We start from the raw sequence: 26,290 nt of genomic DNA, 5'->3' as shown, positions 1-26,290 counted from the left end.
GGGAATTCACAGGCTGTCGCCGCCGCCCTCGCCTGCCCTCAACCGCGGTCCTTGGCACGCTGATAGAAGTGCCGCGCCAGCAACATCAGGCCCAGCCAGACCAGGGCGAGCGCCGCCATGCCGACCGCCATTTTCCAGTTTCCGCCCTTCATCAGCGACGTGTAGGAGGTGCCGAACAGCGCCACCAGGGCGGTTTTGGGCAGGATACCGAGCGCGCACCCGGCAATGAAGCTGGGGAACGGCGCCCTGGCCGCTCCAAAGGCCATATTGACGACGATGAACGGCGCCGACGGAATGTTGCGGATGATGAAGGAGGCGGAAAAGGTGTTCTTGCCGATATAGTGCGAAAACTTGGCGAGATGATTGCCGCCGACCTTCTGCAATACGCCGGAGCCGGCGAAACGGCCGATATAGAAGTTCATCGCCGCTGAGATGACGGTGGCGACCCAGCTATAGGTAAAGCCCCAAAGCGGGCCGAAGGCGACGACGCAGGCGGCGATCAGGACGAATTGCGGCGCCCCGAACAGGGACGAGACGCAAAAAACGAGAATAACGATGACAATCGCCATCGGCGAATTCTGGTAGGCCTTCATCCAGTTTTCGAGGGCCAGCGTCAGGGACTGGCCCCATTCCGACTTGCCGATCAGGAAGACGCCGACGACCGAGGCCAGCAGCACCAGGCTGATCCACAGGGCGCGCACGGCCTTGGCATCGAGATGCGTGAAAAAGCCGGTCAGGCGCCGCCAGCGGTCATGCCAGGAATGTTCAGTTTGTTCGGTCATCACGGCGCTATATGCTTTTGCGGCGACAGTTGGAACAAGTCATGCCGTTTCGCAAGCTTTTTTGCCGCCCGGCCATGGACAAATGCGCGATGGCAGTTAAAGAGGGGGCCGTTCAAGAGAGGCCTGCGAATTTGGCCCCCTCCCCACTCCGGAGCAGATCCCATGGCGACCTTCATCGAATCCGATACCCTCAAGCGCGTAAAGCCCTCCCCCACCCTGGCCGTGACCGCCAAGGCGCGGGAACTGGCCCGGCAAGGCAAGAAGGTAATTTCGCTGGGCGCCGGCGAGCCGGATTTCGACACGCCGGAAAATATCTGCGACGCCGCCATCAAGGCGATCAAGCGCGGTGAAACCCGTTATACCGACGTCGACGGCATCCCCGAGCTGAAGACCGCCATCGTCGAGAAGTTCAAGCGCGAGAACGGCCTGGAATACAAGACGACCCAGGTCCACGTGGCGCCGGGCGGCAAGCCCGTCATCTATAACGCCATGATGGCGTCGCTGAACCCCGGCGACGAAGTCATCGTCCCCGCCCCCTACTGGGTCTCCTATCCCGACATGGTGCTGCTGGCCGGCGGCACCCCGGTGTTTGCGGTCGCGGGCATGGAAACCGGCTTCAAGCTGCGGCCCGAGACCCTGGAAGCCGCCATCACGCCCAAGACCAAGTGGCTGCTGCTAAACTCGCCGTCCAACCCGTCGGGCGCCGTCTATACCGCCGCCGAACTGAAGGCGCTGGGCGAGGTACTGAAGCGCCACGCACACGTGTGGATCCTGACCGACGACATGTACGAACATCTGTTGTTCGACGGCATGGAATACGCCACCATCGCTCAGGTGACCCCGGAGCTGTACGACCGCACCTTGACCATGAACGGCGTGTCGAAGGCCTATTCGATGACCGGTTGGCGCATCGGCTATGCCGCCGGCCCGGAGCCCTTGATCAAGGCGATGCAGAAGATCGAGTCGCAATCGACGTCGAACCCGTGTTCGATCGCGCAATGGGCCGCCGTCGAAGCGCTCAATGGCACCCAGGACTTTATCGCCCCGCGCGCCGCCACCTTCCAGAAGCGCCGCGACCTGGTCGTCGCCATGCTCAACAATGCCAAGGGCATCCATTGTCCGAAACCAGAAGGCGCGTTTTACGTCTATCCGTCGATCGCCGGCTGTATCGGCAAGGCGGCGCCGTCGGGCAAGATCATCATGAATGACGAAGACTTCGCCGGCGAATTGCTGTTGACCGAAGAAGTCGCCGTCGTCCACGGTGCGGCCTTCGGCCTGTCGCCCTTCTTCCGCATCTCCTATGCGACGTCGGAATCGGTGCTGACCGAGGCCTGTTCGCGTATTCAGCGTTTTTGTGCCGCGCTGAAATAAAGGGCGGAGGTTCTGCCGCCCTGCAATGGGAAGCTGGCTGGCTTTTCCACGCCGAATGGTTATAACAAGCGACGGATATGCCGCGCTGCGAAGTTTGAGTGACGCACCGCGGCATATCGAGACTTTATTTTTTTGCCTTTAAGTGCCTATTTTAATTCATGGTCGTGGCGGGGCGACCGGGTTGAAGGTCGTCAACCCATGTCCCATCACTATTTAAACAAGAGTTCCGGGGCATGAGCAGTACCCAAATGACATGGCTGATTTCGCCCGCGCTGCTGTTGGGCGCGCTGGTGGCATCGGCGGTCGTGGCGGCGGCTCTATCGTACCTGGTTATCAAGGGCGGCCCGGTCGATATCCCGCGCACCCGCGGATCGCATGACAATCCGACACCGACCAGCGGCGGGCTGGTCCTGATGGCCGCCTCCGGCCTGGTCATCTCCGTGATCATCGCCCTGTTCGGACACGATATTCCGGGCAATTGGCGCGACGGCGCTTTTTTGTTCGGTTTCGCCAGCCTGATGGGCCTGTCGGGCGCGGTCGACGACCTGATCGACCTGCCGGCCAAGCTCAGATTGGGCTTCCAGGTCGCAGTCTGTATCGGTTTCGCCTATTTTTACCGCGTCAACCTGCTCGATTTCGGCCCCGGCATGATCGTCCATCTTTGGCCGCCCATCGGCCTTTTGGGCAGCGCTGCCTGGCTGGTCCTCGGCATCAATACCATCAATTTCATGGACGGCTCGAACGGCTTGGCGCTCGGCACCCAGACTATCGCCCTGCTCGTTTTCGCCGGCTTGATCCTGCTAATGGCGCCGCTGAGCATAGTCGGATCGTTCCTCGGCATCATCCTGCTGATCTGCATCTGCGTCGCCGGCGCCCAGTTGGGCTTCATGCCGTTCAACCTGCCGCCCGGCAATCCCCAGCACGCCAAGGCGTTCCAGGGCGATGCCGGCTCGCTGTTCGGCGGTGCGCTGATCACCGGCGCGACCCTGGTTTTGAAGGCCTACGGCGTCGGCTCGGTGTGGTTCGGCGGCTTCCTGCTGGCGCCATTGCTGGTCGATGTCGTCCTGACCCTGGCGGCGCGCGCCCGCCGCGGCAAGAACCTGATGCGGCCGCACAAGGAGCATCTCTATCAGCTATGGCTGCAACGGCGCGACCCCAGCCATGCGCGCCTGGCCTTGAAGGTCTGGGCCTTGTGCGCGCTGAGCGGCGGGGTCGGCCTGGGCGCGCGCATGATCGACCAGATCTATCACAGCGATATCCGCTTTTTCTGTCTGGTCATCGTCATCCTGACCTACAGCCTGGCCTGGAATAATGTCCGCAAGAGCCTGCTGAAGGCCGAACCCGTCGTTGCAAAGGCCTTGCTGCCGGATGACGTCAGGCTAACTGAAGCCCCATAAGCAGGTCGTCCTTATAGGTGCCGTCGTCGAGCGCGACGCGGTTCGTCAGGCGGCCTTCCAGGACGAAGCCCATCGCTTCATAGAGGGCGATGGCGCGAACATTGTCCTCGCGGCAATAGAGCTCGATGACGCGGATATGCGGCATGTCGCGCCTGACCGTGGCGATGAAATTTTCGAACAATAGTCGACCGACGCCCTGCCCCTGCACCGCCGGATCGACGGCGATGGTCAGGTCGGAAAGGACGTGGGCCAGTTGCCGCACCGGCCGCGCCCAGCCGTGCAATTCGCCGACACAGGCGCCGTCGCGTTCGGCCAGGATCGACAGGCCGGTCGCCAGGCTGTTGGCCATATTGTGGGTGATATAGGCCTCGGTCACCTCGTCTTCACGGCGCAGGATACCGTTACCCTGCCGCGCCGCGGCCTTGTAAACGGCCAGGATGGCGGGAACATCGTCGGACGTGGCACGGCGGGTGTTAAAGGTCGTCGTCATCGGGTCTCTGGCGGTTGGCTTTGACGGTGGAGCGGATGGTCTTGGCGACAAGTCGGCGTTTGACGGCGCCGCGCGTCGGTTTGGTGGCGATGCGCGGCGGCGGCGGCGGTTCGGCGGCCTTTTGCAGCAGTTCGACGAAGCGCGCCTCGGCCGCCTTGCGGTTCATTTCCTGGGTGCGGTGGGTTTGCACGAACAGGATCAGCACGCCCTCTTGGGTGACGCGGCGGCCGCCCAGCTTGATCAAGCGCTGCTTGACGTCATAGGGGATGGTCAGGTTCTCGAAGATCGAGAAGCGCAGTTCGACGGCGGTCGACACCTTGTTAACATTCTGGCCGCCGGCGCCCGAAGACCGCACGAAGCTTTCGTGCAGTTCGTCGTCCGGAACCGAGATGCGGGGCGTGATAAAGACCATGGGCACGCTATGTTGGAAAACTGCCGCGAAGTCTATCAGTAAACCGGCGGCGGAAGGATCTTGCCGTCGATGTCACGATCCCATTCGCGCATGGCATAATCGTGGGAGGCCATGCGCTGTTCCGGCAAAAGCATGCGGTCGGCTATGGCCTCGTCGATAGCCTTGTAGACCGCTACTTCATAGCCGGCGCGATCGCCGTAGCGTTCCTCGATCGACGGTCGCGGGTCGTTGGCAGCCAGGCGCTCGGCCTTCGTTCGGGCGAATGGCAGAAAGCCGCCGTTCAAGCCCGCTAGCAGGCCGAACCTGGCATAGGCCAGAGGATTGGGCCTGGTCCAGGCGGTAAATGTGCCGAGCGGAACTGAGGCGCTGACGCCTTTCCAGCCGCCGCGTTCGTTACCGTCCTTGTCGACCTGCGGCACCAGCAGCGTGTAGTGCTGGCCGGCGACGGGCGGATCCTGGGTGATGATGCCCTGGGTCGCATAGTCCGGGCCGAAGTCGAGTTGCCACACCGGCGGCGGGCCAGACGGGACGTCGAGGCCAGGTACTTTTGGCATGACAATAGCGCTGGCCGGGCCCAGGCTGTCGCCTAAGCGGGGGTATCTCGATTCCGGCGGGGCGGTACCGTCACGCGTCCACGCCTGCAAATTGACCAGCAGGGCGTTCATCGCATCCATCATGTCGAAATTGAAATTGTAGTGCGGAAAGCCGGTGATTTTGGCAGTTTCGGCGTCCATACGGTAACGCGGGGCGTGCACTGTCGACGGAAAATAATACAGACGCTCGTCCGGGTCGAGGGGGAGTTCGGTCTTGCCGTCGGGCGTGACCGTCAGCAGCGAGCCGACACGCGCCCAGTATTCGGACGAGCTGAACGTCTCTATAATCTTGGGCATCGCGTTTTGCGACCGGGTATGGTCAAGAATGCCCTCACGGCGTTGGCCGTCAATATCGCTTTCCGGCGTATCGCTGAATGGGAAGAGATCGACCGGACGCAGGAAGGACAGGACCGAATTGCCAGCCTCACCCGGCATGGCATAGCGATGATCGAAACTGCCGCGGCCGGCGCCGGCGGCGGCAATGATCATGCCGTCATAAACGCGTTTGCCCTGATCATCAGCGTTGAAACCGCGATAGAGGTAGTCGCGCAGGAAGCGGGCGCTTTGCGAATAGCCGTAGACCAGCAATTGCGACGCGTCCCCGGGCCTTTCGGTCAGGACCGAAGCCGGGCCGCGCCCCTTCAAGGCATCGCCGAAGTCGCGGATCGCCGCCAACCCGAGGCCCATAATCCGGGCCGGCGCGGCTTCGAAGGTCACTTCGTAAAACTCGTTTTCAGCCAGCGGGCCGTCGAAATGCAAGGTGCAGGCATCGCGCGTCGACATCCCGGCGGCCATGTGGTCGAAATGGTAGGTTGTCGGGTCGACGGTAGCACCGTGATCGGTCAGGGAGGTCATGACCTTGACGATGGCCGGGGTTTGTGGACTGGCTGCGCAGTAATTGCCGGGAGCGTTCAGATCGAGCTCGTTATTCTTCAGGTCGGTGGCGTCGAACATGATGCGGACTGGTCCGTGGCCCGTGCCGGTCGGTACGCTGAGGCCCATGTGATCGGGGGCCAGGTCGCCCTGCCAGGCCACCCAGGCCAAAGTAAAACCGCGGTCGAAAGGCGTCGCGGCAAGGAATTTTGGCGAGCCGGGATCGGGCAATTTCCAGGCGTCGGCGTCGAAAAAGATGCCCCGCATCTGTGTGGCGCCACGGTTGGGAACCTCGATCAGGGTGGCGCCATTGGCCTTGGCCGGGTCCGCCGGGCGCAGAAGCAGGAAGGGGCCGGAGAATTCTACCTTGCCGTCGGCATTGGTCGGCGACAGGGTGATGTCGGCGATGGTCTGGGACGAGGCGGCCTTCGGGTCTACGGAGTAATGGACGATACCCCTGACCTCTTCATAGGCACCGGCCTGACCGAAGGTGCGCCCGCCAGCAAAAGGCTTTTGCTCGATGACTTCGACCCGGGTGACCTCGCTGTGGGCGGGTCCGCAGACGAGCCCCAAGCCGGTTACAATGACCAGTGCAATACGCCGCATAGCCGCCTCCATAATGCCTGGTGAGACGGTAACACGCCACTTTGGTGAGGGAAACCGGGTTTGGGATTTCGGTTGCTGAAATCTCCGCGGCGTCGGGAACTTGGCTTAAGTGCAGGCGATATTGGCCCCTATTTGACTCCGTCGCGCAGGCGTAGATCGAGCGCCAGGATCGGCGCCAAGCCGTCGAAGAGAGGCGCCGTCTTCAAACCGGCCGCGGACAGTTGATCGGACGTCCAGTTGTTGCACAGCCGGGCAATAGAGAAGTGCTCGGGGCTCATGAAAAAGGCTTCATCTGCGATGACGGGGGCTGCCACCGGCGCACCGGCCATGGTGGTAAAGGATGCGTCCATATGGGCAGCCATGGCGTCAAACCCGGCGCGCGACAAGGTGACGGCCGTGACGCCTTCATAGGCCAGGTCCGGGCGGCGGTCGCTGCCGAAGACGCGGATAACCGACGGATTGCCTGGCACGAACAGGGCACGCAAGCCGTCGAAGGCACGCGCCACGGAAAAACCTTTCGCGCTATAAAAGCCGAGATCGCCCCAGCCATAGACCTGCCACGGGGCGCCGTTGGCAGCGCGGCCGGCCTGGGCGAGGACGCCGCCATGGCGCGCGACCTCATCGGCCGGCAAGGCGATATCGGTATGGAAGCCGTTATTGAGAATATAGACGGTGACCGTGTCACCTTTGCCCGGATAAAGCGCCCGGTCGCCGTGGCGCGCGGTGATCACGCCCAGCAGCACACAGACCACCAAAAAGGCCGCGAAAACAGTCAAAGTCCGGCGCAAAATAAGCATGATGTCCCCCACCTGTCGCGATGGAGGCCATCATGGTTCGGCCGGCCTGTCCAATCACATTATCACGGATGCGTGATAATGACGTGATATGGATGTGATCAGTGCGCCAGGGTCGATTTCAGCATCCAGCGGTGCTTTTCGTGAGCGGTGATGCGGACGGTGCACAGGTCGGTCGTCGACAGGTCGCCGGCGGCATCGGCGACCTTGGCGGCGGCCTTCAGGGTGGCGATGGCGGTTTCGTGGCTGTCGATCAGATCCTTCAGCATATCGGGTGCGGAAAGCGTCGGGTCGCCGTCCTTGATCGAGGTCAGGTTGCCAAGCGCCCCATGGCCCATGGGAGCGAATTGATCGAGCGCGCGAATGCGTTCGGCGATCTCGTCGATCGAGGTCCAGATTTCGTTATATTGTTCTTCGAGCAGCAGGTGCAGGCCGCGGAAATTGGGACCGCGGACGTTCCAGTGATAGCCGTGGGTCTTCTGGTAAACGGTGAAGCTGTCGGCCAGGACCTTGGACAGTTCGTGGCCGACCTTCTTGTCGGTATCGACGCCGGATTCGCTCATTTCTAACTCCTCGAATGGGCCTGATGGGATGGCTCAGATATGAGAAGGCGGCTGTAAAGATACAATGATGGAAAGGCGTTCAGCCTTACTTTCCGTTGTTTGCACGGTAATCGCGTTCGGCCAGCGTCTTCATGTAACCGAGGACCCGGAAGTGGATGTGGCGGGTGACATCGGCTGCCCACCAGTTGAAATAGCCGGCCGGGCGGACATGCAAGCGATACCAGCTGGTGGCCGTTATCGTCGTCGTGCCGTCACCATTGTCGTGCAGGATGATCTGGCCCTGATCGACATCCATATGGCCGATTATCTCAGGGTGCTGGGGCTGTTTGGTGATGGCAAAGGTCAGTTTTTTGTTGGGCTCCAGTTCGACGATACGTTCTTCAAAGGCCTGGTCGCCGGTGAACTTGCAGTCGCGGCGGGCGCCGACCTCTTGCACCGGCGCGACGGAATGAGTCGGCGCCGGCAGGCCGATTTGCCACATCCAGTAATCGGGCGGATTGGGGTTGTCGGGATAGTCGACAACATATTTCCACACATAGCTGGGCGGGGCACTGACCGTGACGCTGTCGGTAATGGCTGAGGCGTGGTCGGGCAAGGGGCCGACCGTTTCGCCGACCGTCGCCAGCAAGATCAGCGGGGCGAAGCTCATGGACAGGGTGCGCGCGCGCTTCAGCTTGGTGGCAAGACGACCAAACATATAGCCGATGCCGTGCAAGGCCCACAGTAGGGGCGCCGCCATCAGGATGCAGATAATGCCTTCGTGCATGATGACGCCGGCCAGCACAGTATTGGCCAGCCACATCAGCGAGATGAAACCGAACCCGGATGCGACCGATTGCCGGCCGCTGCCGCGCATCAGCCCACCGACAAAGCCCTGGGCCAGCGGCAGGAGCAGCAGCAAGCTGCCGATATAGGACCAACCTGGCACCGATGACCCGTCGTACGCCTCTTTGTAACGCAAGAAAAGCGTCACCGCATAGGGTATGAAGATCAGAACCCAGCCGGTCAGCAATCCCCAGGTCAGGCCGCGCCAGAAATGCGAAGGCCCTGTCGGCGCCGGCTCCGGTGTAGCAGCGGCCGAAGCCGGCGTAGTGTCGTCTTGTTCACTCATCGTCCCCTCGCATAGTCAATTAGCTTAATGACGAAATGTAGCCGCGCACATCCAATGAGTCAACCGTCATACTTCGTGAACATTTTTTACAGGTTTCCATATTGCATCCGCGACGGTTTGGACTATTTTATAGCTACCTTATGCTGAAAGTGAGCATAAGGGGCACGCAGGAGAGCCGTCATGGCCGATACAGTCGCCCCCCTGGCCTTTACGCCGCAGATCGAAGCGGAAACCGCGGCCATCTATGCGCGGCTCAAGGGCAAGGTATCGCCGATCGAATGGCAGTTACAGGCCCCTCTGATCGCCGCCATCAACCGGTTGAAGCGCGAGATGAACGCCGTCATCCTGGCGCACAATTACATGACGCCGGATATTTTCCATGGCGTCGGCGACTATGTCGGCGACAGCTTGGGTCTGGCGCGTGAAGCCGCCAAGTGCGATGCCGACATCATCGTCCAGGGCGGCGTCCACTTCATGGCCGAAACCTCGAAGATTTCGGCGCCGGAAAAGACCGTGCTGATCCCCGATCTCCGCGCCGGTTGTTCGCTGGCATCAAGCATTACCGGCGCCGACGTCCGCCTGATCAAGCAGCGTTATGCCGGCATTCCCGTCGTCACCTATGTCAATACCACGGCCGATGTGAAGGCGGAAACCGACGTGTGCTGCACCTCGGCCAATGCGGTTCAGGTGGTCGAATTTGTCGCCAAAGAATGGGGCGTCGACAGGGTCATCCTGATCCCCGACGAATTCTTGGCGCGAAATGTGGCGCGGCAAACCGATATCAAGATCATCGCCTGGGCCGGGAAATGCGAGGTCCATGAGCGCTTCGACGCCCAGGATATCGCCGATGTCCGCCTCGCCCACCCCGGCGCCGTCGTTTTGGCGCACCCGGAATGCCCGCCCGATGTCATCGCGGCGTCCGACTTCACTGGTTCGACCACGGCCATGAGCGACTATGTTACCAAGAACAAGCCGAAACAGGTCGTGCTGATCACCGAATGTTCGATGGCCGACAATGTCGCTTCCGATGCCGAGGGCGTCGAGTTCCTGCGGCCGTGCAATCTGTGCCCGCACATGAAGCGCATTACCTTGCAAGGCATCTACGACTCACTGCGCTTCCGCCAATTCGAAGTGACCGTCGACCCCGCCATCATTCCGCGCGCCGCCCTGGCCGTCCAGCGCATGATCGATATGCCGCCTTTGGTGACGCCGGCGCGCTACGACATGGTCAAGGCCCGCCATCACGTCGATGTCGAGATGATCAGCTAATTTTCCTCCCTCCCCGGGATTTATAGGAGGCATATCCATGCCGACCGACATTCATATCCACAAAGGCCCTCTCGTCATCGGCGCYGGCTTGGCGGGCTTAAGCGTCGCGCTCAATACCGTCCCGCACAAGACCCTCGTCCTGGCGCCGGTGGCGCTGGGCGTCGCCTGTTCGTCGGCCTGGGCCCAGGGCGGCATTGCCGCGGCCCTGTCGCCGGAAGATTCGCCGAAAGACCACGCCACCGACACCATCAATGCCGGCGCCGGTATCGTCGACGCCCTCGCCGCCAAGACTCTGACCGAGATGGGGCCGGACACGGTGCGCAAGCTTAACGCCATGGGTGCGCCGTTCGACCACAAGGCCGACGGCTCCTTCGTCCTCAACCGCGAGGCGGCGCATGGCCTGGCCCGGGTGGCCCGGGTCGGCGGCGACCTGGCCGGCAAGGCGATCCTCGAAGCCGTGGTGCATCAGGCCCTGTTGGCGCCGCATATCGAGATCTGGGAACAGGCGTTTGCGCTCGGCCTGATCAAGAGCCGCGACGGCGCTGTTATCGGCGCCGTGGTGTCGCATGCCGGCCGGATGGTCGACGTCTACGCCCCGGTCGTTATCATGGCCAGCGGCGGCTCGGGCGGCCTGTTTGCCGTCACCACCAACCCGGCCAATCTGCGCGGCGAAGGCATGGCCATGGCGGCCCTGGCCGGCGCGGTCATCGCCGATCCCGAGTTCGTGCAATTCCACCCGACCGCGCTCAATTTCGGCCTCGATCCGGCGCCACTAGCCACCGAAGCCCTGCGCGGCGAAGGCGCTACCCTGATCGACAAGGACGGGGTGCGGTTTGTCTTCGAAGACCATCCCGATGGCGAATTGGCGCCGCGCGATATCGTGGCGCGCGCTGTGCACAAGGCCAATCTGTCCGGCCGCGGCGCGTTTCTTGATGCACGCACCGCGATCGGCGAACATTTCGCCCACGAATTCCCCACCGTCTTCGCCTCATGCATGGCCTCGGGCGTCGACCCGCGCATAGAGGTCATGCCGGTAGCGCCCGCGGCCCACTACCATATGGGCGGCATCGCCACCGACATCTTCGGCCAGACCAGTCTGAAAGGTCTGTTTGCCGTCGGCGAATGCGCCTCGACCGGGGTGCACGGCGCCAACCGCCTGGCCTCCAACAGCCTGCTCGAAGCCGCGGCGTTCGGTGAACGCGTCGGTATCGCCGCAACGAAAGGCCTCGACGAAGAGTGCTTCGCACCCGACACCGCCCATGCCGTCAAGCCGGTCCTCCCGTCGCAACTCAGCGCCGCCGACCTGAAAATCCTGCGCGACGCCATGAGCCGTTATGCCGGCGTGGTGCGCGACGAAGCCGGTCTGAACAGCCTGCTCAGCCTGATCGACGGCCTCGACGCCCGCTATCCCGGGGCGCTCGCCCTGGTCAATGCACGCATGATTGCACTTTGCGCCTTGCATCGGCGCGAGAGTCGCGGTTCACATTACCGTAGCGACTTCCTGGCGACAGCAAAGACCGGCGAGCGCACATTCATAACATGGGCCGAAGTGCTCAAGGAAACGACCCAAAAAACGACCAAGGAACCCGCCTGATGTATATTACCGGCCTCCCCGACCTTCTCATCGAACCGATTATTCGCGACGCCTTGAGGGAGGATCTGGGACTGGCCGGCGATGTCACGGCGTCCGCGGTCATCGCGCCGAAATCGCGCTTCAAGGCCGAATTCAAGGCGCGTGAAGCCGGCATCAGCGCCGGTATCGACTGCACCCGCCTGGCGCTCAGCCTGATGGACCCGCAGGTGCGTTTTGAAACCCTGTTACCCGATGGCAGCGAGGTTAAGGCCGGCGACGTCATCGCCCGCATCGAAGGCAAGGCGCGCGCTATCCTGGCGGCCGAGCGTGTCGCTTTGAACCTGCTGTGTCACCTGTCGGGCGTCGCCACCCTGACCTCAAAATATGTCGCTACCGTCGCCGGCACCAACGCCAAGATCGCCTGTACGCGCAAGACCATCCCCAATCTGCGCGCCTTGCAAAAGCACGCCGTCAAGTGCGGCGGCGGCCATAACCACCGCTACGGTTTGGACGACGCGATCCTGATCAAGGACAACCATATCGCCATCTGCGGCGGCGTCGCGGCAGCCATGGAACGCGCCAAGGCGGGCGTCGGCCACACCATGAAGATCGAGATCGAGGTCGACTCGATTGCGCAACTGAAACAGGCTCTGCCCTATGGCCCGGATGTGCTGCTGCTCGATAACTTCACGCTCGACATGTATGCCGAAGCCGTCAAGCTGGCGGCCGGGAAGACGATTCTCGAGGCCTCAGGCGGAGTCAATCTCGACACGGTCCGCGCCATCGCCGAAGCCGGAGTCGATGTGATTTCGATCGGCGCACTGACGCACAGCGCGCCCAACTTCGATATCGGGCTGGACGCGGTTTAGGTTGAAGAATGCCGCCATTTGATATACATTTCTCACATGTATATCATGGAGGACGTTATGCGTGTCGCCAAATGGGGAAATTCCCTCGCCGTGCGTTTGCCGGCCTCTATCGTCGATGCCCTTGACCTCAAGGAAGGCGACGATGTCGAACTGGCCTTCGATCAGGCGAACAAGGCCACGATCGTCCGCCAGCCATCGCGCGAAGAGTTGATAGAGCGTTTGCGCGCCTTCCGCAGTCGCATGCCCACGGACTTCAGCTTCGACCGGGACGAGGCGCATGAACGTCGATAGCCGATGTTTCATCGACACCAATGTCCTGCTCTACATCTTCTCTTCCGACGCCGATAAGGCCGGCCAAGCCGAAACGGTATTAAATCTCGGCGGGACTATCAGCGTGCAGGTGCTAAATGAGCTGACCAATGTCATGCGACGTAAGTTTGGGATGACGTGGGACGAGGTTGATACTGCCTTGGCCCTGATCAAATCCCTGTTGGACGTTAAGCCGCTGACCTTGGCCATACACGAACGCGGCCTCGCCCTGGCCCGACGCTACACTCTGTCAATCTATGACAGCCTGATTGTCGCAGCCGCCTTGGAGTCGGGCTGCGATATCCTGTGGTCCGAAGATATGCAGCACGGCATGGCGATCGAAGGGCTGACGATATGCAACCCGTTTATGTCTCCGCAAGCCTTATCAGCTTAGCGAGAGACGACCTATCTGCGTTCCAGCCCGCGCAATGCCCAGCGCATAAATGAGGCGGTTGCGGAACTCGAGGCCGGCGAAGGGCAAGCCCACGATCTAAGCGAAGGCCAAACGCAGGAAGATTAAGTCCCACCCTTGACGAAGCTGCGTTTCTGCACCCATTCGCTCAGCGGCTTGTCGACTAGGGCATCGAAGACAAAGGCGGTCGCGATGGCGATCATCACGCCCAACAACCATAAACCCCACTGCAGCGGCGCGCCGAGACCGAAATGCTCGATCAGCTTGGGACTGATGCCGAACCAGACGGCGCCGACCAGGGAGTGGGTCAGGAACAGCGCGAACGAGGCGCGGCCCATGCGGCGCGTGACGAAGGATTCCGGGAAGGTCACACCGCCGGATACGCCCAGAACCACGGCCAGCAGGACCAGGATCAGGGTATCGGCGACGGCTGAACGCGGCAGCAGGCACAACACGACAATACCGGCAAAGGCGCCCAAAAGGCTAAACCAAAAGGTGCGTTGGCCGACGCGTAGATCGGCCGTCATGCGCTCGATCAGATTGCCCATCATGAACAAGGGCACGGCGCGCAACAGCCCCCAGGCAAACGGCAGGTCGACAAACGGGTGGTGAACAATGGCCAGGGATAGCAGGTGCGCCACGACCAGGATGGCCGCCGTCATCGCCGCCATCACCGCCAATGAGCGGTTGAAGATCAGCGGCACATAGACGCTGAACAGGGCATAGCAGATCAACAGCGCCGAGATGGTCCAGGTCGGCACGTTCCACGCCGGTTGTTGTACTATGCCCCAGCCATGAACCAGGAAGGCCTGGGCGAAAAAGGCGATCCCGCCATATTTGTCGGCGTGCTTCGGCAGAAAACCCGCGGCAGCCGAAACGAGGACAAAGGCGCCGAAAGCCAGCAGGACCAGGACATGCGACGGCCACAGGCGGGCGAAGCGGCGCAGGAAGAAGTGCGTTCGCCGCATATGCGACGTCACCAGACGCTGGCCATAGGCGCGCGACAAGATATAGCCCGACAGCAACAGGAAGAAATCGGTCGCCAGCCAGCCCTGGCTGAACACCGGCGCCAGATTGGCCAGGGGCACGGGGGAATTGGCGCCGTAGTGGAACAGCAGAATGAAACTGGCCGCCAGGAAGCGCAGGACGTCGAGGCTGGCGCCACCGGGGCGAGGAGAAACGGGCTGGGTCACGCCATGGTTATAGCGCCATGTCGTTAAAATTTTGGGGTAACCGTCTTACGGTTTCACCGGCGCCACCACCGGAGCGTCATGCTTGGCCCCAGCGACCTGGCCGGGCTTCATGAACTTGACCAGGACGCGCTGGCCGATCAGGAACGGCGCCTCACCCGACGACACCACGACCTCGACGACGCGTTCGTCGGTGGCTTCGTTCTGGCTGTCGGACAGCAATTTGCGGGCGCCGAAGGTGGCGGCGATGCGGATGACCTTGCCGACATAGGTCTTGGTCGGGTCGTTTTCCGAAACGATTTCGACGTCCTGGCCGACATTGACGCTGGGGATCGAGCTTTCGACGATTTCCGAGCGGATGATGTGCGGAATGGCCGGTTCGAGATCGAACATGTTGGAGACGTTCAGCGTCGAGGCGCCGGCGCCGGGGTTGGCATAGCGGCGGATGATCTTGCCGTCCATCGGCGCGCGGATGACCGTCAGTTCTTCGTTATATTGCGCCTGGGCCAGTTGCGCCTGGGCGGTTTGGATACCGGCCTGTTGCGCGGACAATTGCGCCTTGGCGCTGTCGATCGCGTCCTGGGCCTGGTCGAGCTTTTGCTGGGCGACGAAATTGGTCGGAGCCAGCTTGGCCAGACGCTCGTATTCCCGTTGGGCCGTGCGGATATTGACCTCGGTCAGTTGCTCGGCGCTTTGCGCCTGAGTGACGCCGGCGCGCGCCGTCTGGACAGCCAGGCGTTGGGCGTCGTTTTCCTGACGAGCCAGGATCTGGCCCTTGGTCACGACGTCGCCTTCCTGGACATAGACCTCCTCGACCGTGCCGGCGGTTCGGGCGGCGACCTGGATGATGCCGCCTTCGACATCGACCTTGCCGTTGGCGATGGTGGCGTACGGGCTTTCGGGGACCTTGACCGCCGCGGCCTTGCCGCCGCCGGGTCCGCCCTTTTGGCAGGCGGTCAGCGAAACACCGGACAGGGCCAGCAGGGTCAGGGCGATGGCGGTCGAGGTCGTAAACGTGCGAGACATGATGTTTCTCTGTTTTTTCATAATCTTAAGCAAATGAAGGCGGTTCGGAGATCATATGATCGCTGAGGATCTTCCCGTCTTCCATGTGAATGATACGGTCGGCATAGGCTTCGAGGCGCGGGTCGTGCGTCACCACGACAACCGCGGCGCCGCGTTCCTTGGCCGCGTCGTGCAGCAGCTTGATAATCACCTGGCCGGACACCGAATCGAGGGCCGATGTCGGTTCGTCGGCGAAGATCAGGGACGGCATCTTGGACAGGGCGCGGGCGATGGCGACGCGCTGCTTTTCACCACCGGACATTTCCGACGGCCGCAGGCTGAGGCGCGGCCCCAGGCCGACGGATTCGAGAACGGCCCGGGCGCGTGCCTTGGCCTCGGCCTTCGGCACCTTGCAATATTTCAGCACCTGTTCGACCTGCTGGGTGGCATTGAGCGACGGGAACAGGTTGAAACCCTGGAAGATGAAGCCGCAGTGATCGAGACGGAACCTGTCGATCTTGCCTTTTTTCTTCTTCCACAGGTTTTCGCCCAGCGCCATGACCTCGCCTTCGTCGGGCTTCATCAGGCCCGACAGGGCGGCGATCAGGGTCGACTTGCCGGAGCCGGAAGGCCCCATGACCATGGTGACCTGACCGTGATAGGCGGTGAAATCGACGTTCTTCAGCACCTGCTGCTTGGTCTTGCCGATCTTGTAGCTCTTGCCGAGCTGCTTGGCGTCCAGCGCCAGTTTGGGGGTACCGGTCATCGCAACAGATCCGCGGGTTGGCTTTTCTTGAGAACGCCGAGCGAGAACAGGCCCGACAACATGGCGATGAGCAGGAGAACTACGGCCACGGGAATATCGATATAGAGCGGGAAGTCCATCGGGATGGCGATCATCTTGGCGATCAGGCTGACGGCGGCGACCAGGGCGGCGGTCATGAACAGGCCGAAAATACCGACCCAGAAGCTGATCTCGACAATGATCAGGCGCAGATTACCCATCGACACGCCAAGCGCCCGCAAAGAGGCGAACTCCTTGATATTGGCCAGGATGGCGGCCTGCAGGGTCTGCCAGGTGATGACGATGCCGATAAAGACGCCGACCAGGACCATGAAGCCGAGGATGATGCCGATGCCGCCTTCTTTGAGAATGCCGGCCTCGTTCGACTCCGACAGCTTTTCACGGGTCCAGGCGCGGTATTGACCGTTGCCGAGCTGGTTGAGCTCTTTGACGACGTCGTTGGCGCGTTTGGGATCCTTGATCTTGACCAGCAGCGAGCCGACACGCGGACCTTCCTGGACGACATAGAGGAGTTTGGCGGTCTGGCGCGAGACGAAGACGGTCGAGTTGAACATGTTGGGATAGCCGGTCGTCAGACCGCGCACGGTGACGGTGCGGCCGTTCATCTTGGCCTTTTCGTTGAGCTTGGTGCCCAACTTGCCGACCGACGACTGGTCGATAATGACGGCATAGGGCTCGGAAATGGCGCTGAGCAGGTTGCGGTCGAAATCGGTCGGAATGGTCAGGGAGTTCGGCGTTGGATCGATGACGATCACCTGGACGCCGTCGCCCTTGGCGGTCTGACCGTCCTTGGGGAAGTTCTGCCAATAGGCAAAACTGCCGTCGAGCGGCATGGTCTCGACCACGTCGGGATGCTGATAGACGATGGGTATCATGCGCCGCGGCAGGCCGTTATTATTGCCGAACAGGCCTTCGGCGTCGGGCGGCAGGACCATAATCTGGGCCGGCGAACGGTCGATGGTCGCCGTGAATGCCTTGCCGGCGCCGAGGAACATCCCGGTCAGGGCCAAGACCAGCAAGCCAGCGACAGACAGGGCGATGATAGCGGCGAAATAGCGCCGCCACTCATAGATCAAGGTCGAAAAAGCGAGGGACATGTTACCACTTCTAAAGCGTGTGAGGGCAACATCTATAAGTTTTGCATAAAGGTCTAATTAAATCGCCGTAACGTGCATTACCGATTTGACATGTAGCCCAAACGTGACGTTCCCGGCGTTATAACGTTCGATATCGGACAGGCTCCGTCTGCATAATCGCGAGGCCTTGAGTCGCACGTAACGCAATCGGCGGCACGGGCCGCCCTGCAAGGATGGCGATGTCTTAGATGTCCTTGCGCGCGGCGACAAAGTAGGCAATCCCGGTCCACAGCGATATAATCGCCGCGCCGAGGAGCGCCAGATAGCCGATATTGAACACCAAATCGCTGTATTCCGGCGGCAAATCGAAGGCGGGCCAGCTTTCGGCGACCAGCAATACGCCCAGCGCCACCAGTTGCACCGTCGTCTTGATCTTGCCCAGGAAGCTGACCGGGACGCTGATACCCTTGGCGCCGGCGGCCTCGCGCAGGGCGCTGACGGCGAATTCACGGAACAGGATGAACGCGGCCGGCAGGGCGAAATAGGGATTGCCGGTATTGATGCAGAACAGACCGAGGATGGTGCCGCAGACGAGGATCTTGTCGGCGATCGGGTCGAGAATGGCGCCCCAGCGGCTTTCGGCATGGAGCTGCCGGGCTAGGATACCGTCGAACAGGTCGGTAAAGGCGGCGATGACGAAGATATAGACGCCCCATCTTTGCAGGGCGAAGAGGACTTCTGAGGTGACATTGAGGAACGGGATGCCGCCGACGGCGCCGGCCAGCAGGACGAACATGACGACCCCGCCGATGAGGCGGATCATGGTCAGGATATTGGGGATGGGATTGACGTTTTCGCCGGTCATAAGGTCGCCGTTCTGTACTGTGCTAGCTTGGCGCGCATTCTAGACAACAAAAATAAAGGGCCAAAGCGTTTTATCGGATTTGGGGCGGATTGTTGCGCGCCGCTACGCCCCCTCGCCATGGAAGAAGTCGTAGATCTTCTGCGCCAAAGCTGCCGAGATCCCATCGATCTTCATTAACTCCTCGACGCGCGCCTTGCTGACCTCACGCCCCGAACCGAACGCCTGCAGCAATGACCGCTTGCGCCGCGCGCCGATGCCGTCGATCTCGTCGAGCGGATTTTTGGTGATGGCGGCGTCGCGCTTTTGCCGGTTGGCGCCGATCGCATAGCGGTGAGCTTCGTCGCGTAACCGTTGCAGATAATAGAGGACCGGCGATTTGGGCTCCATCATGAACGGCAACCGCCCCGGCATGAAGAAGCGCTCCATTCCGGCGTCGCGGTCCGGTCCCTTGGCGACGCCGACAATATTGATGTCGTCGAGCCCGAGTTCGGTCATCACCGCCAGCACGGCATCTAATTGCCCCTGCCCGCCGTCGACCAGAACCAGGTCCGGCTTGCCGAATCCTTCGGCGGCGGCCGGATCGTCCTTGGCCTTGACCAGCCGCATGAAACGACGGCGGAAGACCTCGGCCATCATGGCGTAATCGTCGCCCGGCACGGTGTCGAGATCGCGGATGGTGAACTTGCGATACTGCCCCTTGATAAAGCCTTTCGGCCCGGCCACTACCATGCCGCCGACCGCGTGGGTGCCGCCGAGGTGCGAGTTGTCGTAAACCTCGATGCGGATCGGCGGCGCATCCAGCCCGAAAGCCTCCGCCACCCCGATCAGCAGTTTCGACTGCGCGCTGTGCTCGGCCAACCGCCGGCCCAGAGCCGCCTTGGCATTGTTGAGCGCGTTCTTGACGACCTCGCACTTGTCGCCGCGCTGGGGCCGGCTGACGACGACCTTGCGATCGGCTTTCAGGCTCAAGGCCTCCATCATCAGGTCGGGTTCGGTCAGGTCATGCGAAATGAGTATAAGCCGCGGCACCTGACGGTCCTGATAGAACTGACCCAAAAAGGCGTCGAGGATCTGGCCTTCATTGTCTTCGCCATCGACGCGCGGAAAATAGGCGCGATCGCCCCAGTTCTGGCCGGCGCGATAAAACACGACCTGGACGCAGGCCGACCCACCTTCCGCAAATACGGAGAACACGTCGGCCTCTTCGTCGCGTAAATCGACCGAGGACGACATCGAGACATGGCTCAAGGCGCGGACGCGGTCGCGCAACCGCGCCGCCGTTTCGAAGTCCATCTCGTCCGACGCCTGCATCATCTCCTTCGACAGGCGTTCGATAACGCTGCGGCTTTTGCCGCGCAGGAAGTCGTGGGCCTGCTTGGCGAGATCGGCATAGTCGTCAAGGCTGATCACCCCGGTGCACGGCGCCGAACAGCGCTTGATCTGGTGCAACATGCAGGGCCGCGTGCGCGAAGCGTAGACGCTGTCGGTGCAGGTCCTGAGCAGGAAGGCCTTCTGCAGGGTGTCGAGCGTAAAATTGACGGCGCCGGTCGAGGCGAACGGGCCGTAATAGTCGCCGGGAATCGAATGGGCGCCGCGGTGCTTGGTGATCTGCGGCGCTTCGTGATCCTTGCGCACCAGGATCTCGGCGAACATCTTGTCGTCGCGCAGCAGGACATTGTAGCGCGGCTTCAACGCCTTGATCAGCCGCGCTTCCAGCAGCAAGGCCTCGCCTTCGGTATCGGTGCGCAGCAGGACCATTTCATGGGTCAGGAGAACCATCCGGCCAATGCGCTGAGTGTGGAAACGGCCTTGCGCATATTGCAGGACACGCTTCTTCAGCGATTTCGCCTTGCCGACATAGAGGACTTCGCCGTCGGCGCCCAGCATGCGGTAGACACCCGGCTTGTCCGGCGCCAACGACGCTTCGTGCTTGATCAACGCCTGGCCGATCAGTTTTTCGGCAGGCGATTCCAGGACGATTTCAGGCCCCAATTCAGGGGCAATTTGCGGATCGGGAACTTCGGACACGAATCAAACTCTATACGCCAGGGCGGCAGCGATACAAATGGTCTCGCCAGACCCTGTCAGTAAGAGTTTGTGTAGTCTGTTACAAAACGACTTCACGGGTCTGTGATTGTGATTTGGTGTTTTTGCCGCAATGCAGTAAGGAAGGCCTGATCATAGACGATTCATAGAGACTGATGACGGATTCGACGACCACCCTGTCCGCGCCGAAAGCGAACGGCGAAATCCGCGCCCTGACCGGCTTGCGCGGTATCGCGGCCATCTATGTCGTGCTGTTCCACGCCAACGGCTTCTATCGTTTTCCGGTCGATATCCTGCCGTTCATCCGCCATGGTTACCTGGCCGTCGACCTGTTCTTTATCCTGAGCGGCTTCGTCATGGCCATGACCTATGCCAGCCTGTTCGAGAACGGCTTCTGCATCCACAAGTTCAAGCATTTCCTGCTGTTGCGGCTGGCGCGCATCTATCCTTTGTTCGCCCTGATGACGGTGATCACCGCCCTGCTGATCGCCACCGTATTGAGCGACACCTACCGTTTCGAAGACCTGCCGCGCGCCCTGCTGTTCAACTTCACCCTGACCCATGTCTGGGGCTTCTCCAATTCGATCGTGCCGCCGTCGTGGTCGATCAGTACCGAATGGCTGGCCTATCTGCTGTTCCCGGCCGGCGCCTGGGTGGCGTTGCGTGGGGCGCGACGCTGGAGCCTGCTGGGCCTGGCTGTCAGTTTCGCCGTCCTGGCCGCTATCGCCTTCGGTCCGGAATGGATCGCCAAGACGGCGCTGCTGCGCCGCCACGGTCCGCTCGATGTGGTCAGTTCCTATGCCCTGGGCACCAGCCTGCGTTGCCTGGCCTCCTTCTATATCGGCCTCGTCGCCTATCGCTTCCGCGACCTGGTTCCCGCCCGCGCCGCCGTTGTCCTGATGGTCCTCGCCATCGGCCTGCTCTGCCTGCAAAAGTCCGATCTCGCCCTGGTCGGCGTCTTCGCTGTACTGATCATGGCGCTCAGCCACGATCAGGGACCGCTGGCGCGCCTGCTCGGCATGAAATGGGTCTACTGGCTGGGCGTGGTTTCCTACGCCCTCTACCTGATCCACGACCTGGTGCAGAAGATCATCTTCAAGACTCTGCCGGCCTGGGGCGTCGACGTGCTGCACCATCGCGGGGCCTGGGTCGTGGTGTCGATCACGGTTTCGATCGCCCTCGCGGCGCTCTGCCACTATACCTACGAAAAGCCATCGCGCCGCTGGTTCCGTAACTTTATCAATCGCCCGGCCGCCAAGCCCGACGCGATCCTGACCCCGGCCGAGTAGTCACCAGTTCGGATCGACCGGATGGCCGAGCAGCGCCTCCTGGATGCGGCGTAAACTGCCGCCGTTCATATTTTCCGGCAGTTGGTCAACCGCGAAAAAGCCGACATTCTTGATCTCGTTATGCGACGTCATGGGAACCGGTTCCCAGTCGTCGACGCGATAGATCAGCACATGGTCGCCGCGAAAAAAGCGTTCATTGCTGTGCACCGACAACAATTGCGGCGCCCCCACCGGATTAATGCCGGCCTCTTCGCGCAGTTCCCGCGCCACCGCATCCTGACAGGTCTCACCCGGATCGACGCCCCCGCCCGGCAGCCACCAGCCGTCGAGATAGGTGTGCTCGATCAACAGAACACGGCCGGTCTTGTCCAGCACCAAACCGCGCACGCCCAGCGTCTTGCCCCGCGTCATGCGCGAATAGGCAAAGAAGAAGGGCCGGCTGTAGGGTTCGACGACTCGTTTCCAATCTCGCATGTGCAATAGGTGGCCGTTTTGCGACCATTTCGCAAGGCGATAAAGCGTCCTATTTTCCGTCTTGTTTCGAAGGCCCAAGACGTTTAACAGGAAGCTATACCATCGGTCATTGGCATGACCGATGGTATAGCATTTGTTGAGCTCAGTCGCCGCATGGCTCCTCGCATAAGCTCGGGCGGGCGGTCGCCCTTGCCAAGCCGCGATGATTTCAGATATGCGGCTTGGTTTATATCCTGTTGGAGTGTTGTCATGATCGCCGTTGCCATTCTTGCTGCCTTTGTCGTGTTCATGGGTGTTCTGAACATCATCGATTTTGGCCGCATTGACTAAGACAGCCTTAGTTACCGGCGCCGCCAAGCGCATCGGTCGCGCCATCGCCTTCGCCCTGGCGCGCGAAGGCTACGATATCGGCGTCCATTACGGCCAGTCGCGCGACGACGCGCTTGAACTGGTGGCCGAATTACAAACCATGGGCGTCAAGGCCCAGGCCTTGCAGGCCGACCTCAGCCAGGTGGCCACCGTCGCCGAACTGGTGACCGCCGCCCGCGCCGCGCTCGGTCCCTTATGCGTTCTGGTCAACAATGCCTCGGTCTTCGCCGACGATCGCGCCCGCAATCTGACGGTCGAAAGCTGGCAAACCCATATGGACACCAACCTGCTGGCGCCTGTTTTGCTCAGCCAGGCCTTTGCCGCCCAGGACGATCTCCCCGAAGGCGCCTCGATCATCAATATGATCGATCAGCGCGTCCTAAAGCCCTCCCCGCCGTTTTTCAGCTATGGCCTATCCAAGGCCGGCCTGTGGCACGCGACGCGCACCCTGGCCCAGGCTTTGGCGCCGAAGATTCGCGTCAACGCCGTGGGACCGGGCCCGACGCTGAAATCCGTTCATCAGAGCGAGGCCGATTTCGCCCGCGAAGCCCGCTCGACTTTGTTGCAAAAGCCGACCTCGCCCGAAGAGGTTGCCGCCGCGGTCATCTATCTGCTCAAGGCGCCGAGCGTCACCGGTCAGATGATCTGCGTCGACTCAGGCCAGCATCTCGGCTGGAAAACCGTGGACATGATGGACCTTTGACGGACCGCCTGCGTCCGGAACCGAACTTTGTCAGGTCATATCCACAGATAAGCCAGATGAGTGGAACGCTACCGCGTTCCCGCTGTGGTGCGGCCTGTATCTCTTCTGACGCGAAGCGTCGTCGATGCATAAGAACGGACGCTTCGCGTCGAGGATAATAACCACAGGAACGCGGTAGCGTTCCACTCATCTGGCTTATCTGGCTTATCTGTGGATAAAACCCTTGTGACCTCAGCCACAAACACGAGGCGTTCTTTTTTACCCTACCGCCGGCGCCGCGTATTGCCCATCATGCCGCGAACCAGCGACCCCATCACCGCAATACCGATCGAGCGCAGGATCGGCACGGCGACCGAGGTCACCGCCTTGACTGTCTGCTGGGTCTGGCGATCATGCTGCTTCTGGGCTTCCAGCTTGGCGCGTTCCTCGGCCTTGGCGGCCTGAACCGCTGCCTGAGCCGCCTGCTTTTCTGCGGCCGACGGCGGCGGCGGAGGTGCAGCCGCCTGGGCCGCCGCCGTGCGTCCAGCGAGTATCTCATAGGCCGACTCGCGGTCCTTCAACGTGTCGTAAACCCCGGCGACCGGCGAGTTGGCGATAACGGCGGCGCGTTCGGCATCGGTCGCCGGCCCCAAGCGCGAATTGGGCGGCCGGATCATGGTGCGGTCGGCGATATTCGGTATGCCCTTGGGATCAAGCAACGACACCAGCGCCTCGCCTGTGCCCAATTGTTGCAGGACGTCCAATGTATTGAAGGCCGGATTGGCGCGAAAACTGTCGGCGGCGGCGCGCAAGCCCTTCTGCTCCGACGGCGTATAGGCGCGCAAAGCATGTTGCACGCGATTGCCCAGCTGACCCAACACCGTATCCGGCACATCGGCCGGGTTCTGCGTGATGAAATAGATGCCGACGCCCTTGGAACGGATCAGGCGCACGACCTGCTCGATCTTTTCCTCCAAAGCCTTCGACGCCTCGTTGAACAACAGATGCGCCTCGTCGAAGAAGAAGACGAGCTTGGGCTTGTCGGGATCGCCAACCTCCGGCAGCTGCTCGAACAGCTCCGACATCAGCCACAGCAGGAAGGTCGAATAGAGCTTCGGGTTCTGCATCAGCCGGTCCGATGCCAGGACATTGACATAGCCCTTGCCGGAAATATTGGTGCGCATCAAATCTTCGAGGCGCAAGGCCGGCTCGCCGAAGAAGTTGGCGGCGCCCTGGTTTTCCAGGGTCAAAAGATTGCGCAAAATGGTGGCAACCGTCGTCGGCGACACCTGACCGTAGGTCTGGCCGATCTCTTTCGCGTGGTCGGAAACATAGTTCAGCATGGCGCGCAGATCGGGCAAATCCAACAACAGCAGGCCTTCCTTGTCGGCCACGGCGAAGGCGATGTTCAAAACGCCTTCCTGGACGTCGTTGAGCTCCAGAAGGCGCGACAGGAGCAACGGCCCCATCTCGGAAATCGTGGCGCGGATCGGGTGGCCTTTTTGACCATAGAGGTCCCAGAACACCACCGGCGCGGCGGCCGGCGTCAGTTCCAGGTTCATCGCCTTGGCGCGTTCCAAAAGCTTGTCGTTCGGCGTCCCCGCTTGCGAAATACCCGACAGGTCGCCCTTGATATCGGCGGCGAAGACCGGCACGCCGACGTCGGAAAAGGCCTGGGCCAGGATCTGCAGCGTCACCGTCTTGCCGGTCCCCGTGGCGCCGGCGATGATGCCGTGGCGGTTGGCGCGGTTATAGAGCAGGATTTCGGGCGCGGTGGCCTGGCCGACAAAGGCGCCGGGAGGGCTGAGGGGGGCGTCGGCCATGGCGGGAATCCTTATGAAGAGAGTCGGTTATCGTTCTAATGTATCGCTGCGGCCGGCGCCAGACGCCTCGTCATGGCCAGTTTGAGATAACGCCGCACCGGCATTTCGAAAAAGGTGAAGCTCAGCCAGGCCAGGCCGATAGCGACCGCGAAAAAGGCGATGAAGAACAGCGGTGAGCTGAACACCGCCAGGCGCACAGCGTCGGAAAAACGCGCCATGACCAGCATGACGGCCAGTTGCAGTGGAAAGTGCAGGAGATAGAGCGAATAGCTCGTGTCGCCGATCCAGGCGATCCTGTGCAGGGCGGCATCCTGCAGGAATCGCGCGCGCCATGTCCCCTGACGCAATCCTAAGAACAGCAGGCTGAGCGGCAGGACGACATAGACGAAGCCGTCGGTGCTGAAGACGAAATTGAGCGGCACGGGCGCGGTCACCAACCATCCGGCCCCGCCGGCATAGGTCAGGAGCCACAGTGGCGGCAGCAACCAGGCCAAAGCCATTTCGATCCGCCGGCGCCAGACGCCCCACCGGGCGCCGCGCAAGGTTTTGACCGCGTGAAACACCAAACCGCCGAGAAAGAAGCTTGGGACGCCGCGGCCGAAATCGCTGGCTTCGGCCGCGAAGACGAGCTTGAACAGGATGCCCAGACCGATCACCGCCACCAGGATCAGCGGCCGGTTCAGGCGCATCAGGCACAACAGGAAAAACAGCAGGTAGAGGAAAACCTCGACCGAAATCGACCAGGAGGGACCGTTAAAACTCATGGCGGCATAAGGCAGCCATTCGTGGACCATAAACAGGTTGAGGACGAAATAGCCCGGCGTATTGCTGTGATAGATGAAGGTGTGGCCATAGAGCAGAAGGAGCAGCCCCTGCCCCGCCGCGACGAAGATCAAGGTGGCGAAATAGAGCGGGTAAAGCCTGGCGAAACGGGCGATGAAAAAGGTTCTGGCCGTCGTGTGGCGATCGGCAATGGCGGTGGCGTAGAGCCAGAAAAAGACATAGCCCGAGATCGAAAAGAACAGCTCGACGAAGAACTGACCATAGACGTAGAGCGGCGCCAGAAGCGTGGCGAACGGCAGGTGGGCGACGTCGAAGCCGCTACCGTCACTGATCAGCAGGAAGTGCTTGTAATGGAAGACGACGACCATAAGCGCCGCCACGCCGCGCAGGATATCCAGTTCATAAAACCGGGGCTCGGCCCCAAGGTCTGGCATGTCGCGGGGGGCAGGCACGGCCAAG

Annotated in this window: 26 protein-coding genes; 10 read left to right on the top strand and 16 right to left on the bottom strand. The window is 61.6% G+C overall.

Features of this window, described 5'->3' with window-relative positions; genetic code table 11:
* Positions 1-38: 38 nt before the first annotated feature.
* Positions 39-782: a TVP38/TMEM64 family protein gene (locus tag AC1DX3_RS11815; protein WP_476989480.1), complete on the bottom strand. Its 744-nt coding sequence runs from the start codon at positions 780-782 to the stop codon at positions 39-41.
* 162 nt (positions 783-944) lie between these two features.
* Between AC1DX3_RS11815 and AC1DX3_RS11810 the strand changes: the two genes are divergently transcribed.
* Together AC1DX3_RS11810 and AC1DX3_RS11805 are read left to right on the top strand one after the other, a co-directional pair.
* Positions 945-2,153: a pyridoxal phosphate-dependent aminotransferase gene (locus AC1DX3_RS11810; protein WP_476989479.1), complete on the top strand. Its 1,209-nt coding sequence runs from the start codon at positions 945-947 to the stop codon at positions 2,151-2,153.
* Positions 2,154-2,386: 233 nt separating this feature from the next.
* Complete coding sequence (locus AC1DX3_RS11805; RefSeq protein ID WP_476989478.1) at positions 2,387-3,550, top strand: glycosyltransferase family 4 protein; 1,164 nt, start codon at positions 2,387-2,389, stop codon at positions 3,548-3,550.
* Here AC1DX3_RS11805 and AC1DX3_RS11800 read toward each other — a convergent pair.
* From AC1DX3_RS11800 to AC1DX3_RS11775, 6 genes are all read right to left on the bottom strand, one after another.
* On the bottom strand, positions 3,528-4,040 hold the full coding sequence (locus AC1DX3_RS11800) for an N-acetyltransferase family protein (protein ID WP_476989477.1): 513 nt from the start codon (positions 4,038-4,040) through the stop codon (positions 3,528-3,530). The genes AC1DX3_RS11805 and AC1DX3_RS11800 overlap by 23 nt on opposite strands.
* Complete coding sequence (arfB, locus tag AC1DX3_RS11795) at positions 4,024-4,452, bottom strand: alternative ribosome rescue aminoacyl-tRNA hydrolase ArfB (RefSeq protein WP_476989476.1); 429 nt, start codon at positions 4,450-4,452, stop codon at positions 4,024-4,026. Before arfB ends, AC1DX3_RS11800 begins: the two co-directional genes overlap by 17 nt.
* Before the next feature lie 35 nt (positions 4,453-4,487).
* On the bottom strand, positions 4,488-6,524 hold the full coding sequence (locus AC1DX3_RS11790) for an alpha/beta hydrolase domain-containing protein (RefSeq protein WP_476989475.1): 2,037 nt from the start codon (positions 6,522-6,524) through the stop codon (positions 4,488-4,490).
* A 128-nt stretch (positions 6,525-6,652) separates the two neighbouring features.
* The gene (locus tag AC1DX3_RS11785; RefSeq protein WP_476989474.1) at positions 6,653-7,321 is read right to left on the bottom strand and encodes a DUF2459 domain-containing protein; all 669 of its coding nucleotides are present in this window, start codon (positions 7,319-7,321) and stop codon (positions 6,653-6,655) included.
* A gap of 98 nt (positions 7,322-7,419) precedes the next feature.
* Complete coding sequence (locus tag AC1DX3_RS11780) at positions 7,420-7,881, bottom strand: Dps family protein (RefSeq protein WP_476989473.1); 462 nt, start codon at positions 7,879-7,881, stop codon at positions 7,420-7,422.
* 85 nt (positions 7,882-7,966) lie between these two features.
* Positions 7,967-8,992 (bottom strand): SRPBCC family protein, encoded by a 1,026-nt coding sequence (locus AC1DX3_RS11775; RefSeq protein WP_476989472.1) that lies wholly within the window; start codon positions 8,990-8,992, stop codon positions 7,967-7,969.
* A gap of 180 nt (positions 8,993-9,172) precedes the next feature.
* Here AC1DX3_RS11775 and nadA point away from each other — a divergent pair, with 180 nt between their 5' ends.
* Genes nadA through AC1DX3_RS11750 form a run of 5 tightly spaced genes read left to right on the top strand, consistent with a single transcriptional unit; the run spans position 9,173 to position 13,406 of the window.
* Positions 9,173-10,261, top strand: a complete 1,089-nt coding sequence (gene nadA, locus AC1DX3_RS11770; protein ID WP_476989471.1) for a quinolinate synthase NadA — start codon at positions 9,173-9,175, stop codon at positions 10,259-10,261.
* A 37-nt stretch (positions 10,262-10,298) separates the two neighbouring features.
* Positions 10,299-11,855, top strand: a complete 1,557-nt coding sequence (locus AC1DX3_RS11765; protein ID WP_476989470.1) for an L-aspartate oxidase — start codon at positions 10,299-10,301, stop codon at positions 11,853-11,855.
* Positions 11,855-12,703, top strand: a complete 849-nt coding sequence (gene nadC / locus AC1DX3_RS11760; RefSeq protein WP_476989469.1) for a carboxylating nicotinate-nucleotide diphosphorylase — start codon at positions 11,855-11,857, stop codon at positions 12,701-12,703. Before AC1DX3_RS11765 ends, nadC begins: the two co-directional genes overlap by 1 nt.
* A gap of 57 nt (positions 12,704-12,760) precedes the next feature.
* Entirely contained in the window at positions 12,761-12,994 is a 234-nt protein-coding gene (locus AC1DX3_RS11755; RefSeq protein WP_476989468.1) for an AbrB/MazE/SpoVT family DNA-binding domain-containing protein, read from the top strand.
* Positions 12,981-13,406: a PIN domain-containing protein gene (locus AC1DX3_RS11750; protein ID WP_476989467.1), complete on the top strand. Its 426-nt coding sequence runs from the start codon at positions 12,981-12,983 to the stop codon at positions 13,404-13,406. The genes AC1DX3_RS11755 and AC1DX3_RS11750 overlap by 14 nt, the downstream gene beginning before the upstream one ends.
* 122 nt (positions 13,407-13,528) lie before the next feature.
* Here AC1DX3_RS11750 and AC1DX3_RS11745 read toward each other — a convergent pair whose 3' ends face one another.
* The 6 genes from AC1DX3_RS11745 to uvrC form a co-directional block, all read right to left on the bottom strand.
* Positions 13,529-14,617, bottom strand: coding sequence for an acyltransferase family protein (locus tag AC1DX3_RS11745; RefSeq protein ID WP_476989466.1), 1,089 nt, complete (start codon positions 14,615-14,617; stop codon positions 13,529-13,531).
* A 45-nt stretch (positions 14,618-14,662) separates the two neighbouring features.
* Positions 14,663-15,640, bottom strand: a complete 978-nt coding sequence (locus AC1DX3_RS11740) for an efflux RND transporter periplasmic adaptor subunit (protein WP_476989465.1) — start codon at positions 15,638-15,640, stop codon at positions 14,663-14,665.
* 25 nt (positions 15,641-15,665) lie between these two features.
* Positions 15,666-16,385: an ABC transporter ATP-binding protein gene (locus tag AC1DX3_RS11735; RefSeq protein ID WP_476989464.1), complete on the bottom strand. Its 720-nt coding sequence runs from the start codon at positions 16,383-16,385 to the stop codon at positions 15,666-15,668.
* Positions 16,382-17,521, bottom strand: coding sequence for an ABC transporter permease (locus tag AC1DX3_RS11730; protein WP_476989463.1), 1,140 nt, complete (start codon positions 17,519-17,521; stop codon positions 16,382-16,384). The genes AC1DX3_RS11735 and AC1DX3_RS11730 overlap by 4 nt, the downstream gene beginning before the upstream one ends.
* Before the next feature lie 223 nt (positions 17,522-17,744).
* Positions 17,745-18,365, bottom strand: coding sequence for a CDP-diacylglycerol--glycerol-3-phosphate 3-phosphatidyltransferase (gene pgsA, locus AC1DX3_RS11725; protein ID WP_476989462.1), 621 nt, complete (start codon positions 18,363-18,365; stop codon positions 17,745-17,747).
* 102 nt (positions 18,366-18,467) lie between these two features.
* Positions 18,468-20,357 (bottom strand): excinuclease ABC subunit UvrC, encoded by a 1,890-nt coding sequence (gene uvrC / locus AC1DX3_RS11720; protein ID WP_476989509.1) that lies wholly within the window; start codon positions 20,355-20,357, stop codon positions 18,468-18,470.
* Positions 20,358-20,566: 209 nt separating this feature from the next.
* Here uvrC and AC1DX3_RS11715 point away from each other — a divergent pair, with 209 nt between their 5' ends.
* Complete coding sequence (locus tag AC1DX3_RS11715) at positions 20,567-21,700, top strand: acyltransferase family protein (protein ID WP_476989461.1); 1,134 nt, start codon at positions 20,567-20,569, stop codon at positions 21,698-21,700.
* On the opposite strand, the gene AC1DX3_RS11710 is transcribed toward AC1DX3_RS11715, so the two are convergent.
* Positions 21,701-22,174 carry an NUDIX domain-containing protein gene (locus AC1DX3_RS11710; protein ID WP_476989460.1) on the bottom strand — a complete coding sequence of 158 codons (474 nt, stop codon included), beginning with the start codon at positions 22,172-22,174 and terminating at the stop codon, positions 21,701-21,703. It abuts the gene before it with no gap.
* A gap of 114 nt (positions 22,175-22,288) precedes the next feature.
* Between AC1DX3_RS11710 and AC1DX3_RS11705 the strand changes: the two genes are divergently transcribed.
* A complete protein-coding gene (locus AC1DX3_RS11705; RefSeq protein WP_476989459.1) occupies positions 22,289-22,504 on the top strand; it encodes a hypothetical protein in 216 nt (71 codons plus the stop codon).
* A complete protein-coding gene (locus AC1DX3_RS11700; RefSeq protein ID WP_476989458.1) occupies positions 22,497-23,246 on the top strand; it encodes an SDR family oxidoreductase in 750 nt (249 codons plus the stop codon). Before AC1DX3_RS11705 ends, AC1DX3_RS11700 begins: the two co-directional genes overlap by 8 nt.
* Before the next feature lie 263 nt (positions 23,247-23,509).
* Here the strand turns inward: AC1DX3_RS11700 and AC1DX3_RS11695 are convergent, their stop codons facing one another.
* Positions 23,510-25,048 carry a helicase HerA-like domain-containing protein gene (locus tag AC1DX3_RS11695; RefSeq protein WP_476989457.1) on the bottom strand — a complete coding sequence of 513 codons (1,539 nt, stop codon included), beginning with the start codon at positions 25,046-25,048 and terminating at the stop codon, positions 23,510-23,512.
* A gap of 35 nt (positions 25,049-25,083) precedes the next feature.
* Positions 25,084-26,283, bottom strand: a complete 1,200-nt coding sequence (locus tag AC1DX3_RS11690; RefSeq protein ID WP_476989456.1) for an acyltransferase family protein — start codon at positions 26,281-26,283, stop codon at positions 25,084-25,086.
* Positions 26,284-26,290 lie beyond the last annotated feature (7 nt).

This window comes from Asticcacaulis sp. P2_B1, from assembly GCF_056404915.1.
Note: the sequence above shows the minus strand (reverse complement) of the source record. Positions and strands in the feature narration are given on the sequence as shown.